Source organism: Actinosynnema sp. NPDC023794, assembly GCF_040639675.1.
Classification (GTDB): domain Bacteria; phylum Actinomycetota; class Actinomycetes; order Mycobacteriales; family Pseudonocardiaceae; genus Actinosynnema; species Actinosynnema luteola.
The window spans coordinates 179,601-195,605 of the sequence record NZ_JBFAFR010000007.1 but is presented as its reverse complement, the minus strand read 5'-3'; the positions used below and the strand labels follow the sequence as shown (position 1 = coordinate 195,605).

The window sequence follows — 16,005 nt, the reverse complement described above, 5'->3', positions numbered from 1 at the left end:
TCGGGCGTACCGCGCGCGCAAGGACGGCGCGCGCACCAAGCGGTCATTTGTGGACAAAGTGGGCGGAGTGCCGCTCGACCGCGACGTGGTGGTCCGCACGGCCATCCGACTCGCCGACGCCGAAGGGCTCGCCACCGTCTCGATGCGACTCGTCGCCGCCCGGCTCGGCACGTCCACGATGTCCTTGTACCAGCACGTGTCCGGCAAGGACGACCTCGTCACGGCCATGGTCGACGCCGTCCTCGCCGAACACCGCCCACCCCCGCCCCAAGCGACCGGCTGGCGCGCCCTGCTCGAGCACGAGGCCCGCGAGGAATGGGCGCTCTACCAACGACACCCGTGGTCGCTGACCGCCCTCGCCACCACCCGGCCGCCACTGAGCCGCGCGCTCCTGGAGACCGTCGACCGGTTCCTCTCCGCGCTCGCCCTCGACCACCGCACCGCGCTCCCGGTTTACCTGCTGGTGAGCGGGTACGTGCAGGGCACGGCCCTGATGGCGGTGGCCGAGTTCGAAGCGACCCGCGACACCGGCGTCAGCTCGCGCAGCTGGTGGCACGCCCGGCTCGGCCGCCTCGGGGGCGTGGTCGGTTCCAACCGCTACCCCTGGCTCACCGAACTGGCCGCCGCCGACCCGCCGACCACCGCCGACCTCGACGGCTGGTTCGACTTCGGCCTGCACCGGGTCCTGGACGGCATCGCCGCCTTCCTCGAACCCGACGGACCCGACAACGCCCACGACACCGACGAACCCGGCTCACGCACGCCCGATCGCCGAGGTTGACTCGCGCACGACCAGCCGGCACGGCTGCCGGATCACCCCGGACGGCCGGCGCCCGTCCAACGCGTCGAACAGGTACCGCGCCGCCGTCGTGCCCAACCGCTCCAGGTCCAGGTCCACGGTCGTCAACGGCGGCCGGCAGTCGGCGGCGAAGTCCTCCCAGTTGTCGTAGCCGACGATCGCCACGTCCTCCGGTATCCGCTTCCCCAAGCGGGACAACGTGTCCGCGACACCCGTCGCGATCTGGTCGTTCCCGCAGAACACCGCGTCCACCTCGGGATCGGTGGCGAGCAGCACCCGGGCCGCGTGCCGTCCCCAGCGCTGCGACCACTCGCCGTACAGCGGCGCGCCGCCCGCCAGCCCCAACCCGTGCTCGCCGAGCACCCGGTGCAACGCGGTCACGCGGTCACGGGCCGCGCGATACGTCTGAGGTCCGGTGATGTGACCGATCCGCTTGCGCTGCAACGACACCAGGTGCTCCACCGCCAGCCGCGCGCCACCCTCGTCGTCGGCGATCACCGACAGGTCGTCCGGGTCGCTGGACTCGCAGTACACGTACACGACCGGCACCGGGATGTCCCGGGTCAGCGACGGCCGGATGTCGTTGTCGTCGCCCAGGATGATGAACCCGTCGACCTGCCTGGCCAGCAACGTGCTGATGTAGTGCCTGCGCCGGATCGAGTCACCGCGCGCGTCGCACAGCAGCACCGACATCTGCTCGTTGGCCAACGCGTTCTCCACCCCCAGCAGGATCGGGATGGCGAACCGGCCGCCGAGTTCGTCGGTGAGCAGCCCGATCGTGCGCGTCCGCCCCGAGATCAACCCGCGAGCCAGGGCGTTGGGCTGGAACGACAGCTCGGCGGCGGCACGCAGCACGCGCTCGCGGGTGGCGGGCGCGACCTCGTCCCTGGCGTTGATGGCCTTGGACGCGGTGGAGATCGAGACGCCGGCCAGCCGCGCCACGTCGCTGAGGGTCACCGCGTCGGACCGCCGTCTGCCCATCGAAAGCCTTTCGAAAAGTTTGTCGAACGCCGAATCGATTGTAGGCGCTCTTCACGACCGTGAACCGCCATCGTGGACGACATTCCCGAGCCGCCACAAGGATGATTGCCGAAAAGGTTTTCGGCTGCCAGAGTGCTGGACGGGCACACGATCCGCGGGAGGTTGGGATGACAGTGACGTCGCCGGACACCACTGCCGTCGGGGGACGTCCCGTCGTGCCGTCGCGGGGGAAGCTGCGCCCGCTCGGCCAGGACGAGGTCCGGATCACCGGCGGTTTCTGGCACGCCCGCCAGGCCGTCAACGCCACCGCCACCATCCCGCACGCCCGGTCGTGGATGGACCGGCTCGGCTGGACCGGCAACTTCGCCGGCCCGGACGCGACCTCCGCCTCCCGCCGCGGCCGGGAGTTCACCGACTCCGAGGTCTACAAGCTGCTGGAGGCGATGTCCTGGGAGGTCGGCCGCACGGGTGCGCCCGGAGCCCTCGACGCGCAGATCACCGAGCTGACCGGCGTGATCGCGGCGGCCCAGGCGGCGGACGGCTACCTGCACACCGCGTTCGGCCGCCCGGGCCAACCCGCCCGGTACAGCGACATGCTGTGGGGCCACGAGCTCTACTGCACCGGGCACCTGCTGCAAGCCGCCGTCGCCCGGGCCCGCACCCGCGGCGGTGACGCCGACCCGCTCCTGGCCGTGGCCCGCCGCGCCGCCGACCACGTCTGCGAGGCGTTCGGACCCGACGGCACGCCCGGCGTCTGCGGCCACCCGGAGATCGAGCTCGGACTCGTGGAACTGGCCCGCCTCACCGGCGAGCAGCGCTACCTGGACCAAGCCGCCCTCTTCGTCGAACGCCGCGGCCACCGGACGTTGCCGCGCCACCACTTCGGCTGGTCGTACTTCAGCGACGACCGGCCCGTCCGGCAGGGGGAGGTCCTGCACGGCCACGCCGTACGCGCGCTCTACCTGGCCGCCGGCGCGGTGGACGTCGCGGTCGAGACGGGCGACGACGAGCTGCTCCAGACCGTCGCCGCCCAGTTCGACCGGACGCTGGCCCGGCGCACCTACCTCACCGGCGGCATGGGTTCGCGGCACGCCGACGAGGCGTTCGGCGACGACTTCGTGCTGCCGTCGGACCGCGCGTACTCCGAGACGTGCGCCGGGGTGGCCGCGATCATGCTGGCCTGGCGGCTGCTGCTGGCCACCGGCGACGGTCGCTACGACGAGGTGATCGAGCGGATCCTCTACAACGTCGTCGCGACCGCGATCGGCGACGACGGCCGGTCCTTCTTCTACGCCCACACCCTGCACCAGCGCACGCTCACCGCCGCGCCGGCCGACGACGAGGAGCAGTTGGGGTTCGGCGGCGGGCCGAGGGCGCCGTGGTTCGAGGTGTCGTGCTGCCTGCCGAACGCGGCACGCCTGCTGGCCGGGCTCTCGTGCTACCTCGTCACGGCCGACGACACGGGCGTGCGGCTGCACCAGTACGTCGACGCTGAGATCTCCACCCGGCTCAACGACGGCCGTGAGGTGGGCTTGCAGGTGCGCACCGGCCTGCCCGACGAGGGCACGGTGGCAGTGCGCGTGACCAGGACCGACGACCAGCCGTGGTCGATCACCCTGCGGGTGCCGCGGTGGGCGGCGGGCGCGGAGCTCGTCACCACCCACGGACGGCGGCAGGTGCCGGTGGGCGACATCGTCGTGTACCGGTCGTTCGCGGTCGGCGAGGAGATCAGGCTGGAGCTGCCCACTCGGCCCCGCTTCACCGCGCCCGACCCGAGGATCGACGCGACGCGCGGGTGCGTGGCCGTGGAACGCGGGCCGCTGGTGTACTGCGCCGAGTCCGGCGGTGAGGCCGACCTCGACGCGCTGCGCGTGGACGACACCGTGCCGCCGGTCGACGCGGAGGCGGGCGTCGAGGTCCGCGCCCGGTTCGACGTGCCCGGCCCGGACGGGTGGCCCTACGGCCCGCCGGAGCCGACCGGCGGCAGCACCCGGGCGACCACCCCGCTGACCCTCGTGCCGTACCACCGCTGGGCTCGCGGCGGCCCGTCGACCATGCGGGTGTGGCTGCCCAAGACCTGACCGACCAATGACCCACCCGGACCGTGCTCAAAGGAGAGACCGGTGAGAACCAGAGGGCTTCGTGTTGCCTCCGCCGTGGCGGCGGGTGTGCTGGTGCTGGCCGCGTGCGGCGACCAGGGAGCCGAGGGCCCGGCGGGCGCGGACGACGGCGCGGTGCTGACGCTGTGGACCCGCGCGGCGACCGAATCGGTGTCCAGGGCCTACGCCGACGCCTACAACGCCACCCACCGCAACAAGGTGGAGGTGACCGCCTACCCGAACGAGGAGTACCCGGCCAAGCTCGCGTCGGCGGCGGGCGCGAAGTCGCTGCCCGACCTGTTCGCGGCCGACGTGGTGTTCGCGCCCCAGTACGCCTCCCAGGGCCTGTGGGCCGACGTCACCGAGCGGCTCGCCGCGCTGCCGGTGAAGGACCGGCTCGCGCCGTCGCACCTGAAGGCCGGCACGTGGGAGGGCGCGAACTTCGCCTTGCCGCACACGATCGACCTGTCCGTGCTGCTGTACAACAAGGACCTCTACGCCAGAGCGGGCCTCGACCCGGAGAAACCGCCGCGCACCCTGCGCGAGTTCGCCGACCACGCGCGCGAGGTCGACCAGCTCGGCGGCGACGTCAACGGCACGTACTTCGGCGGCAACTGCGGTGGCTGCGTGGAGTTCACGCTGTGGCCGTCGGTGTGGGCGGCGAACGGCGACGTGCTCGACCCCGACGGCGAGGAGGCGAAGGTCGACTCGCCGGAGATGGCCGACGTGTTCGCCCTCTACCGCGACCTGTACGAGCAGGGCGTGGCCGCGCCCGCGTCGAAGGACGAGGCCGGTCCCACCTGGCTCGGCGCGCTGCAGAGCGGGAACGTCGGCATCGCGCCGGCGCCGTCGGTCTGGCTGGACGCGCTGGAGCAGAAGGGCCTGAAGCTGGGCGTGGCCCCGATCAGCGGGCTCACCGGCGGCGAGTCCACCTTCGTCGGCGGTGACGCGCTCGGCATCGGCGCGACCACGGAGAAGGCCGAGCAGGCGTGGGACTTCCTGTCCTGGACCACGTCCGACGAGGCGCAGGTCGAGGTCGTCGCCAAGAACAAGGGCGTGCCCACCCGCACCGACCTGGCGGAGAACAAGTACTCCTCGGCCGACCCGCGCACCGTGCTGGTCAACAGCCTGGTGGCCAAGGGCCGCACGCCGTACGCGCGCAACTTCAACGTCTCGTTCAACGACCCGCAGAGCCCGTGGCTGCAGACCGTCCGGGGCGCGCTGTTCGGTGACGCGGGCACGGCGCTGGCCGACGGCAACACCGCCATCACCAAGTCGCTCCAGCAGGGCTGAGCGGCCACCGGAGGCTCGGATGTCCACGACGACGTCACACCCGGCAACGACGGCACACCCGGGACCGACGGGAGCACCGGGCGCACGCACACCTCGACCGCGCCCGGAGTCACGACCGGCGCGGCGCGGACGTCGGCTGCGCGCGCTCGTCGGCGCCGCGTACGCCGCGCCGACCGCCGTGGTGGTGGGGCTGTTCTTCCTGGTGCCGTTGGCGCTCGTGGTCTGGATGTCCCTGCACCGCTGGCCCTTGCTGGGCAAGGCGAAGTTCAACGCGCCGGCCAACTACAGCGGCATCACCGAGGACGAGCTGCTCCGCTCGGCGGCCTGGTTCACGGTCAAGTACACGGTGATCATCACGGTGTTGCTGTTCGTGGTCGCGTTCGGCCTGGCGCTGCTGGTGCAGCACCGGCGGCCGGGCGTCGGCTTCTTCCGCACCGCGTTCTTCCTGCCGACGGCGGTGGGGTTCGCCAGCGCGTCCCTGCTGTTCCTCGGCCTGCTCAGCGACGAGATCGGGCCGGTGACCGACCTGCTGTCGTGGCTCGGGCTGGTCGACGGGTACGTGTCGTGGACCAGCGGCAGCCCGGGCTCGGCGCTCGGGTCCGCGGTGCTGCTGGTGCTGTGGCGGTTCGCCGGGTTCACCATGCTGATCCTGCTGACCGGGCTGCACGCGATCCCGCCGGACGTCTACGAGGCCGCACGGGTGGACGGCGCGAACCGGTGGCAGACGTTCCGGCGGATCACGGTGCCGCTGATGCGGCCCACGATCGCGCTGGTGCTCACCGTGATGACGACCGGCTCGCTGCTCGCGTTCGACCAGTTCTGGATCCTCACCCGCGGCGGGCCGGACAACAGCACCACCTCCCTGGTGATGGTGATCTACCGGGAGGCGTTCATCCGGCTCGACCTCGGCTCGGCCGCGGGCATCTCGGTGGTGCTGCTGGTCGTGCTCGTGGTGTTCAACGCCATCCAGTTCCGCGTGCTGCGCCGGAGGTCGTCGTGAGGACCACCACGGGCAACCGCCGGGGCTACTACGTCACCGGCGCGGCGCTGGCGATCCTGTTCCTGTTCCCGCTGGTGTGGGCCGCGTTCGCGTCCGTGCGCACGGACACCGGGTTCGGGCTGGAGAACTACGACCGCCTGTTCACCTCGGCCAACGGCGTGCAGCTGAAGCACGTGCTCAACAGCGTGGTCGTCAGCGCGCTCACGGTGGGCGGCACGCTGTTCACCGCCACGCTGGGCGGCTACGCGTTCGGCCGGTTCCGGTTCCCCGGCCGCGACGTGCTGTTCCTGCTCACGCTGGCGATCCTGATGGTGCCGTACGCGACGATCCTGATCGCCCTGTACGTGCTGCTGGGGTGGCTGGGACTGGAGGACTCGCTGGTGGGGTTGAGCCTGGTGCTCATCACGTTCCAGCTGCCGTTCTCGGTGTTCATGATGCGCAACTCGTTCGAGGCCGTGCCGCTGGAGCTGGAGGAGTCGGCCCGGGTCGACGGCTGCACCAGCGCCGGCACGCTCGTGCGGATCATGCTGCCCGCCGTGCGACCGGGCCTGGTGACCGTCGGCCTGTTCGCGTTCCTGACCTCGTGGAGCGAGTTCTTCGCGCCGCTGATCCTGCTCAACTCGACCGACAAGTTCACCACCACCCTCGCCGTGGTCAACATGCGGACCGCGAGCCACGGGTCGATCGACTACGCCGCGCTCGAGGCGGGGGTGGTGTTCATGGCAGTGCCCTGCCTCGTGCTCTTCGCCGCCATGCAACGCAGCTACGTCCGCGGGTTCACCTCAGGCGCCGTCAAGGGCTGACCCCGCTGTCCGATGCTGCTTCGTCCGGCAATCGGAAGGAAGATGATCGTGTCACGATCATGGATGAGAACGGTGCTCGGCGCGGTGGTCCTCGCGTTGGCGGTGAGCGGCGCGGGCGTCGCGCAGGCCGAGCAGGCACGTGACGTCACGGCCGCCGCCAACCCGGCGACGTGGAGCCCGCCGTCGAACCTGGTGACCCCGCTGAACCAGGTGTGGTCGCACCAGGAGAGCACGTACGGCAACCTGTACGGGTTCCGCAACTACGGCTGGGACCAGGTCTTCGTCAACGGCGGCTACCTGAACTTCTGCGTGCGGTGGGACTCGTCGGCGCCGGTGAGCGCCTCGCTGCGCGACCGCATCCACGCCAAGCTCGCCGAGCAGTACAAGAAGTGGACGGACCTGATGGTGGGCCACAACAACTGGCCCTACGCGCAGGTCCCGATCAAGGTGGTCGGCTGGGCGGTGCGCGACCGCACCACGTTGCAGTGGAGCGACAACTCGGTCGACATCTACGTCAACAACATCCGGGAGAACGCACCGCAGTGCGCCGAGCAGTGCGGCCGGTTCTTCGTCCGCGACGGCCAGTACCGCAACTGCCCCGGCGGGGTGCCCCGGCACTACGACCAGTCGTTGTGGCTGACCGCCGGCATGGGCGGCGGCGCGGGCGGCGACTGGGGCCAGCGGATGGGCAGCGAGTACTTCGTCAACAACCTCGGCAGCACCGACATGACGATCCTGCTGCACGAGATCGGGCACACGTTCGGTCTGGACGACTTCTACGACTGGACGCCCACCGGCGTGTCGAACTTCATCATGAAGGCCGGCAGCGCCCGGAACATCACCGAGTTCGACGCGTGGATGTTCCGCGACTGGTGGCGGCACCTGAAGAGCCGCTACGGCCGCTGAGCGACCCCGGCGCCCCCCCCCGCCTGCCCGCGGGGGCGCCGGCCCTCCTCCCCACCGCGAGTCCTGTGCCGCCACGTCACGGAAGGTGACGCGCATGTCCCTGCCCACTCCATCACGTCGTGCCGTGCTGCGAGCGGGCGCGGTGGTCGCCTCGGCCACCGCCCTGCCCGCCTTGAGCACCACCGCCGCCGCCGACCCGAACAGCACCGGTCCGATCAAGGCAGCCGCGAGACCGGACACGGGCGCGTCGGCGCACGCGTTCCCGCTCGGCGCGGTGGCGCTGCTGGCCGGACCGTTCCAGACCAACACCTCCCGCACGCACGCCTACCTCAAGTTCCTCGACGCCGACCGGCTGCTGCACACGTTCCGCCTCAACGTCGGCCTGCCGTCCTCCGCCGTCCCCTGTGGGGGGTGGGAGTCACCGACCACCGAACTGCGCGGCCACTCCACCGGCCACGTGCTCACCGCGCTCGCCCAGGCGTACGCGAGCACCGGCGACACCGCGTTCCGCACCAAGGGCGACTACCTGGTCGCCCAACTCGCCACCTGCCAGGACCGGGCCCAGGCCGCCGGGTTCAACACCGGCTACCTGTCCGCGTTCCCGGAGAGCTTCATCGACCGCGTGGAAGCCCGGCAGCAGGTCTGGGCGCCCTACTACACCCTGCACAAGATCATGGCGGGCCTGCTGGACATGCACCTGCTGGCCGGCAACGCCCAGGCGCTCACGGTCCTGACCCGCATGGCCACGTGGGTCGGCTGGCGCAACGGGCGGCTGACGCCGACCCAGCGGCAGAACATGCTCGACACGGAGTTCGGCGGCATGAACGAGGTGCTGACGAACCTCTACCAGCTCACCGGCGACCCGGCGCACCTCACCGCCGCGCAGTACTTCGACCACGCCGAGATCTTCGACCCGTTGGCCGCCGACACCGACCGGCTCGACGGCTACCACGCCAACACCCAGATCCCGAAGGCGGTCGGCGCGATCCGCGAGTACCACGCCACCGGCCTGACCCGGTACCGCGACATCGCGACCAACTTCTGGAACATCGTGGTGGGCACGCACACCTACGCCATCGGCGGCAACTCCAACGGCGAGTACTTCAAGGCGCCAGGTCGGATCGCGTCGGAGCTGTCGGACCACACGTGCGAGTGCTGCAACACCTACAACATGCTGAAGCTGACCCGCCAGCTGTTCCGCACCGACCCGAGGGCCCAGTACTTCGACTTCCACGAGAAGGCGCTCTACAACCACCTGCTCGGCGGGCAGAACCCGGCGTCCGCGCACGGCCACCACAGCTACTACGTGCCGCTGCGACCCGGCGGCCAGCGCTCGTACAGCAACGACTACCAGGACTTCACCTGCTGCCACGGCACCGGGATGGAGACCAACACCAAGCACGGCGACAGCACCTACTTCCACGCCGGCAACACGCTGTACGTCAACCTGTTCATCGCCTCGGTGCTCACCTGGCCGGGCCGGGCGATCACCGTGCGGCAGGACACCGCGTTCCCCGAGTCGGCCGCCACCCGGCTCACCGTCACCGGGTCCGGCCCGATCGACCTGCGCGTGCGCATCCCGTCCTGGGCCGCGGGCGCCCAGCTCAAGATCAACGGCGTGGTGCAGGACGTGCCGACCGTGCCGGGCACCTACGCGCGCCTGGACCGGACGTGGAGCAGCGGTGACGTGGTGGACCTCAGCCTGCCGATGGCCCTGACCCGGGAGCCCGCGCCGGACAACCCGGCCGCGCAGGTGGTCAAGCACGGCCCGATCGTGCTCGCCGGCGGCTACGGCACGACCAACCTGACGTCGATGCCGACGCTGCAGCCCGCGACCCTGCGGGCGACGACGACCCCGTTGCGGTACACGGCGACGGCGAGCACGGGCCAGGTGACGCTGCAGCCGTTCTACCAGACGCACGGCCAGCGCTACACGGTCTACTGGAACGTCACCGACACGCCCGCTCCGCCGCCGTTCATCGCGCACTACCCGTTCGACGAGGCGGCGGGCTCGGTGGCGGCCGACGCCACCGGCAACGGCCGGACCGCCACCCTCGCCGGCGGCGCGCGGTGGACCACGGGACGCACCGGCTCGGCGGTCGACCTCGGCGGGGCCGGCGAGCACGTGCTGCTGCCCGCTGGCCTGCTGGCGGGTGCGACGGCGTTCAGCGTGGCCACCTGGGTGTGGCTGGGCACGGTGACCACGTGGGCGCGCGTGTTCGACTTCGGCGCGGGCACCAGCACCTACCTGTTCCTCACCCCGCGCGGTTCGGCAGGCGGCGTCCGGTTCGCCATCACCACCGGCGGCGCGAGCGCCGAGCAGCGCATCGACGCGGCGTCACCGCTGCCCGCCGGCGCGTGGACGCACGTCGCCGTGACGCAGACGGGCAACCTCGGCGTGCTCTACGTCAACGGCGTCGAGGCGGCCCGCAACACGGCGCTGACCGTGCGGCCGTCCGCGCTCGGCAGCACGACGCAGAACTGGATCGGGCGCTCCCAGTACGCGGGCGACCCCTACCTGGACGGCGCCGTGGACGGCTTCCGGGTCCACGGCCGCGCCCTCACCGCCGCCGAAGTGGCCGACCTGCACGCGACCGGCCGTTAGCGCCGCGACCGGAGACCTCCACCGCGTCGTCCGGTCGCGGCACCAGTCCACCACCCCCACCGTTAGGACTCACCCATGCGCACCCGACATCGGGCGGTGAAGCTGGGCGCGGCACTCGCGCTCGTCGCCTCCGCCGCCGTCGCACCGGCCGCGATCGCGGCCAACCCGATCATCACGAACATCTACACCGCCGACCCCGCGCCACTGGTCGTCGGCAACACCGTGTACATCTACGCCGGCCGCGACGAAGCGCCCACCGGCACCAACAACTTCGTCATGCGCGAGTGGCGGGTGCTGTCCTCGACCGACGCCGCCACCTGGACCGACCACGGGGCTAAGGCGAACATCGGCACCTTCCCGTGGGCGGGCGCGGACGCCTGGGCCGGCGAGGTCGAGGCGAAGAACGGCAAGTACTACTGGTACACCTCGGTCAACGGCAACGGCGCGGGGTGGATGGACATCGGCGTCGCGGTCGGCGACAGCCCGCTCGGGCCGTTCCGCGACGCCAAGGGCGGTCCGCTGATCAGCGACGGCACGCCCAACTCGTCCGGGCTGAACATCGACCCGACCGTGTTCACCGACGACGACGGCCAGTCCTACATCTACTGGGGCGGCTACTGGGGCGCTCGGGCGGCGAAGCTCAAGCCCAACATGATCGAGCTGGACGGCGCGGTGACCACGCCGCAGGGCCTGGCGAACTTCTGGGAAGCGCCCTGGATGTTCAAGCGCAACGGCCTCTACTACCTGATGTACGCGGCCAACGACACCGGCGGCTGCGTCACCAACTCCAACTACGCCTGCCAGCGCTACGCCACCGCCACCAGCCCGCTGGGGCCGTGGACCCATCGCGGCGTCGCGCTCGACCAGGTCTCGTCGACCACGAACCACGCGGGCGTGGTGCAGTTCAACGGGCAGTGGTACATCGTCTACCACAACGCCAACGCGCCCGGCGGCGGCGACTTCCGCCGTTCCGTCGCGGTGGACCTGCTGCACTTCAACGCCGACGGCACGATGCGCAAGGTCACCCAGACCACGACCGGACCGCCGCCGAACCCCGGCGGCGACCCCGGCACGGGCACGAACCTGGCCACCTCGGCGACCGCGTCCACCTCGCACGTCTCGGCGTGGGAGTCGCTGGCCGCGCTCAACAACGGCGGCACGCCCGCCAACTCCGCGGACCGCTCGAACCTCGCCTACGGCAACTGGCCCGAGCGCGGCACGCAGTGGGTCGAGTACCAGTGGCCGACCGCCAAGTCGGTCGACAAGGTGGCCACGTACTGGTTCGACGACGACCAGGGCATCGACCTGCCCGCGTCGTGCAAGGTCCAGTACTGGAACGGCGGCGCGTACGTCGACGTGCCCGGCCAGTCGGCGTGCGGCGTGGCGGGCAACACGTTCAACACCACCACGTTCACCGCCGTGAACACCACTCGACTGCGGTTGTCGATCACCTCGAAGCCCGACTTCTCGACGGGGGTGTTGGAATGGCAAGCCTTCCAGGCGTGACCCGACGGCTGGCGACCGCGGTGGTGCTCGGCGCGCTCCTCGTGCCGGTCCAGAGCGCCTCCGCCGCCCAGACCATCGGCTACCCGACGTTCAGCGGGCCGTCGATCCCCGCGCCGCCGGTCGGCTACAGCACCGGCAGCACCATGAAGGCCATCTACGACGCCGAGAGCGGCGGCACGGACTTCTGGATGGACCGCCTGCTCGCCCGTCCGGGCAACGACCCGGCGGGCCCGTGGCTGATGACCCGCGGTCGCGGCGCGTTCATGTACACCCACAACCCGGCCGTGATCGGCTTCGGCGGCAACGCCGCGTACTGGGACAACATCAGCAGCCAGAACGCCTACGCCGTCACCGTGGGCTCCGGGACGCTGACCGAGCAGGTGGCGAGCCGGTGGCAGGCCCCGAGCCACTGGAAGGGCGTTTACACCGGCGCCGGCGTTCGGGTGGAGGTGGCGAAGTTCATCACCCACAACAACGTCGCCGTGACCAACCTGACCGTCACGAACACCGGCTCGGCGTCCGCCACCCTGCCGCTGCGCGTCACCTCGCCGTACGCGACCACGGTCAGCGGCGCCGAGCTGACCGGATCGCGGCAGGTGAAGAACAACCTCACCACCATCCGGCCGCGGTTGGCCGGCGACGGGTTCACCGCCGCGAGCGGGGCGCTGACCAGGTCGGTCACGCTGGGCGCGGGCCAGTCGACCACCACCAAGGTCGTGATGGGCTTCGTCACCGACGAGATCCCCGAGTCGCTGACCGAGTACAACGCCTACCGCGGCCACTCGCCGTCGGTCGCGTTCGCCACCCACGTGCGCGACTACAACCGCTGGTGGGCCGACCACATCCCCTACATCGACGTGCCCGACCCGGCGATCAAGAAGAACGTCTACTACCGCTGGTGGCTCATGCGCTTCAACCACCTCGACGTGGACATCCCGGGCCAGGACTTCCAGTTCCCGGTCTCGATCGAGGGCGTCACCGGCTACAACAACGCGATCGCGCTGACCCAGCCGATGCACATCGACGACCTGAAGTACCTGCGCGACCCGGTCTACTCGTACGGTCCGTGGCTGTCGGTCGGCCAGTCGTCCAAGGGCGGCCGGTTCATGGACAACCCCGGCGACCCGGAGAACTGGTCCAACTCCTACACCCAGTACATCTCCGAGGCGGCGTGGCGCAGCTACCAGATCCACGGCGGCCGGCCCGCCGTCGCGGGGAACCTGGCCAAGTACGCCGAAGGTGACGTGAAGGGGCAACTGTCCACTTTCGACACCAACAACAACGGCGTCATCGAGTACGACTGGGGCGCCATGACCGGCAACGACGCCGACGCGGTGTCGTTCGACTGGCGGGCGGGCAACCTCGACCGGGCCGAGACGGCGTACGTGTGGAGCGGCGCGGTGGCCGCGCAGCAGGCGTACGCGCTGGTCGGCAACACCGCGAAGGCGAGCGAGATGCAAACGCTTGCCGACCGGATCCGCAACGGCGTGGTGAACACGCTGTGGAACCCGTCGCGGCAGCTGCTGGAGCACAAGCACGTGGCCACGAACGCGCACGTGCCGTGGAAGGAGATCAACAACTACTACCCGTTCTCGGTCGGACTGATGCCGAACACCGACCAGTACAAGCAGGCGCTGCGGCTGTTCGCGGACCCGGCCGAGTACCCGGTGTTCCCGTTCTACACGGCCAACCAGCGTGACAAGGCCGAGGCCGCGCAGGCGGGCCACCCCGGTTCCAACAACTTCTCCACCATCAACTCCACCGTCCAGTTCCGGCTGTACTCCTCGGTGCTGCGCAACTACCCGAACCAGTGGATGACCGCGGAGGACTACAAGAAGCTGCTCTACTGGAACACCTGGGCGCAGTACGTCGGCGGCAACACGCAGTGGCCGGACGCCAACGAGTTCTGGGCGAACTGGAACGCGGGCGCCAAGACGATCGACTACCGCTCGTGGATCCACCACAACATCCTGGGCAGCAGCAACTGGACCGTGGTGGAGGACGTGGCCGGGCTGCGCCCGCGCACCGACACCCGGATCGAGCTGTCCCCGATCGCCATCGGCTGGTCGCACTTCGCGGTCAACAACCTGCGCTACCGCAACATGGACCTGAGCGTGGTGTGGGACGACCCGGCCGACGGCGTCACCCGCTACAACGGCGTGCCGCAGGGTTATTCGGTCTACCTCGACGGCACGCGCGCGTTCACCGTCGACCGGCTGACCCGCGTGCTCTACAACCCGGCGAACGGCGAGGTCACGTTCCCGTCCGGCGCGGGCACGGTGAACCACAGCGTGCCGGTCACCGGGTTGCAGGCGCCGCAGGACGTGGCGCACGGCAGCGCGCGGATGGTGGACATGTTCGCCAAGGCGGGCGTGGACCTGACCTCCACCACGCCGAACCTGGCGCAGGGCGCGGGCGTCACGGCGTCGTACACGGCGTCCGGCACGTCGGTCGGGGCCGCGGTGGACGGGTTCCCGATCAACGAACCGCTCTGGGGCACGTCGGGCTCGCCCAACTCCTCGGACTGGTACGAGATCGACTTCCGGCAGCAGCGCACGGTCGACGAGGTGCGGCTGCACTTCCGCGACGACCGGGCGGGCAACCGGTACCGCGCGCCGTCGTCGTACGCGGTCGAGTACTGGAACGGCTCGGCGTGGGTCGCCGCGGCGGCGCAGAGCAAGACGCCGACGACGCCGAAGGCCAACTACAACCGGGTCCGGTTCACGCCGGTGTCCACGCAGCGGATCCGGGTCCAGGTGACGCACGCGTCCGGGTTCAAGACCGGGTTGACCGAGGTGAAGGCCTACAACCGGGGCGGCGGCACGGATCCGCAACCGCCGCCGAACCTGGCCGGGTCCGCCACGCCGTCGGCGTCGTACACCTCGCCGTGGGAGTCGGTGGCCGCGATCAACGACGGCATCGACCCACCGTCGTCCGACGACACCGCGAACCCGCGGTGGGGCACCTGGCCGAACACCGGCGAGCAGTGGGCCGAGCTGACGTGGCCCTCGGCGCAGTCGGTGCGGTCGGCGCGCGTGTACTTCTTCGACGACAACGGGGGAGTGCGCGTGCCGGCGTCGTGGAAGCTGCAGCACTGGAACGGGTCGGCCTACGTCGACGTGGCCGGTGCGAGCGGGTACCCGGTGGCGGTGGACGCCTACCAGGAGGTGACGTTCACGCCGGTGAGCACGACGCGGTTGCGGGTCGTGCTCCAGAGCGGGGCCGACTCGGTCGGGCTGCTGGAGGTGAAGGCCTTCGGGTGACCGAACGGGTGTGAAGAGGGGGGACCGGTCGCGCCACCGGTCCCCCTTTCCACGCGGCGGTGTCAGCAGCCGCCGCAGTTGTAGTAGGTGACGTCCCAGTGGTTGCTCTCCAGGAAGTAGACGTTCCCGGAGCCGGAGCGCCACTTGTTGCCACCGATGTAGGTGAAGGTGCCGCGGATGTAGTTGCCGAGGCACGTGGAGAGGCTGTAGTCGAGCTTGTAGCCGTTCCAGTGGCTGTAGGTGCCGCTGGCGTGCCCGGTCTCGGTGCCGCCGGTGATGTTCAGCGCGCAGCCGGTGGCCCGCTTGAGGGTCTCCGCGCCCTGCACCGTCGGCAGGTTGATCTGCGAGAACGACGTGCAGGTCGGGTTGTTGCGGTCACTGCACCCGCCGCTGGAGGACCACGTGATGCCGGCGGCGCGGAAGCGGGCCGCGGCCTCGGCGTGGGTCAGCTTCGTGACCAGGGCGGTGACCGGGGTGTCGGCGGCGGGGGAGAAGACGGTGTCCTGGACGGCCTCGGCGGGTGCGGCCGAGGCCGTGGTCGCGCCGGTGATGGCGAGCAGTGCCGTGGCGGCGGCCACGACGGCGGCGCGGAAGCGACCGGTACGCATGGGGGGACTGTCCTTTCGACGGGCAGCCCTCGCCGACCCGGGGTCACCGGGGATCGGTGTGAAGGGCTGCTGCAGGGGGTCGTCGGACAGCAGCTTAGGTGCCGGCAAGTTACCGCACAGCAGCCAAGTGGGAGATTTTCTG

General features: G+C 70.7%; 11 protein-coding genes. 9 read left to right on the top strand and 2 right to left on the bottom strand.

All coding sequences use genetic code 11. The features are described from left to right. The first annotated feature begins 67 nt into the window (after positions 1 to 67). A complete protein-coding gene (locus AB0H12_RS18265) occupies positions 68 to 781 on the top strand; it encodes a TetR/AcrR family transcriptional regulator (RefSeq protein WP_499623992.1) in 714 nt (237 codons plus the stop codon). On the opposite strand, the gene AB0H12_RS18260 is transcribed toward AB0H12_RS18265, so the two are convergent. Continuing rightward, complete coding sequence (locus tag AB0H12_RS18260; RefSeq protein WP_499623991.1) at positions 755 to 1,780, bottom strand: LacI family DNA-binding transcriptional regulator; 1,026 nt, start codon at positions 1,778 to 1,780, stop codon at positions 755 to 757. The genes AB0H12_RS18265 and AB0H12_RS18260 overlap by 27 nt on opposite strands. A gap of 167 nt (positions 1,781 to 1,947) precedes the next feature. On the opposite strand from AB0H12_RS18260, the gene AB0H12_RS18255 reads away from it, so the two are divergent. The 8 genes from AB0H12_RS18255 (at position 1,948) to AB0H12_RS18220 (ending at position 15,255) form a co-directional block, all read left to right on the top strand. Further along, positions 1,948 to 3,861: a glycoside hydrolase family 127 protein gene (locus tag AB0H12_RS18255; RefSeq protein ID WP_499623990.1), complete on the top strand. Its 1,914-nt coding sequence runs from the start codon at positions 1,948 to 1,950 to the stop codon at positions 3,859 to 3,861. A 42-nt stretch (positions 3,862 to 3,903) separates the two neighbouring features. Further along, positions 3,904 to 5,172: an ABC transporter substrate-binding protein gene (locus AB0H12_RS18250; protein WP_499623989.1), complete on the top strand. Its 1,269-nt coding sequence runs from the start codon at positions 3,904 to 3,906 to the stop codon at positions 5,170 to 5,172. A 184-nt stretch (positions 5,173 to 5,356) separates the two neighbouring features. After that, positions 5,357 to 6,172 (top strand): carbohydrate ABC transporter permease, encoded by an 816-nt coding sequence (locus AB0H12_RS18245; protein WP_499623988.1) that lies wholly within the window; start codon positions 5,357 to 5,359, stop codon positions 6,170 to 6,172. Beyond that, positions 6,169 to 6,975 carry a carbohydrate ABC transporter permease gene (locus AB0H12_RS18240; protein WP_499623987.1) on the top strand — a complete coding sequence of 269 codons (807 nt, stop codon included), beginning with the start codon at positions 6,169 to 6,171 and terminating at the stop codon, positions 6,973 to 6,975. Before AB0H12_RS18245 ends, AB0H12_RS18240 begins: the two co-directional genes overlap by 4 nt. Before the next feature lie 48 nt (positions 6,976 to 7,023). Next, the gene (locus AB0H12_RS18235) at positions 7,024 to 7,881 is read left to right on the top strand and encodes a hypothetical protein (protein WP_499623986.1); all 858 of its coding nucleotides are present in this window, start codon (positions 7,024 to 7,026) and stop codon (positions 7,879 to 7,881) included. A 94-nt stretch (positions 7,882 to 7,975) separates the two neighbouring features. After that, positions 7,976 to 10,486, top strand: coding sequence for a beta-L-arabinofuranosidase domain-containing protein (locus AB0H12_RS18230; protein ID WP_499623985.1), 2,511 nt, complete (start codon positions 7,976 to 7,978; stop codon positions 10,484 to 10,486). 75 nt (positions 10,487 to 10,561) lie between these two features. Next, a complete protein-coding gene (locus AB0H12_RS18225) occupies positions 10,562 to 11,992 on the top strand; it encodes a glycoside hydrolase family 43 protein (RefSeq protein ID WP_499623984.1) in 1,431 nt (476 codons plus the stop codon). Beyond that, on the top strand, positions 11,989 to 15,255 hold the full coding sequence (locus AB0H12_RS18220; RefSeq protein WP_499623983.1) for a discoidin domain-containing protein: 3,267 nt from the start codon (positions 11,989 to 11,991) through the stop codon (positions 15,253 to 15,255). Before AB0H12_RS18225 ends, AB0H12_RS18220 begins: the two co-directional genes overlap by 4 nt. 62 nt (positions 15,256 to 15,317) lie before the next feature. Here the strand turns inward: AB0H12_RS18220 and AB0H12_RS18215 are convergent, their stop codons facing one another. Further along, positions 15,318 to 15,863, bottom strand: a complete 546-nt coding sequence (locus tag AB0H12_RS18215; protein WP_499623982.1) for a hypothetical protein — start codon at positions 15,861 to 15,863, stop codon at positions 15,318 to 15,320. Between the last annotated feature and the right edge of the window lie 142 nt (positions 15,864 to 16,005).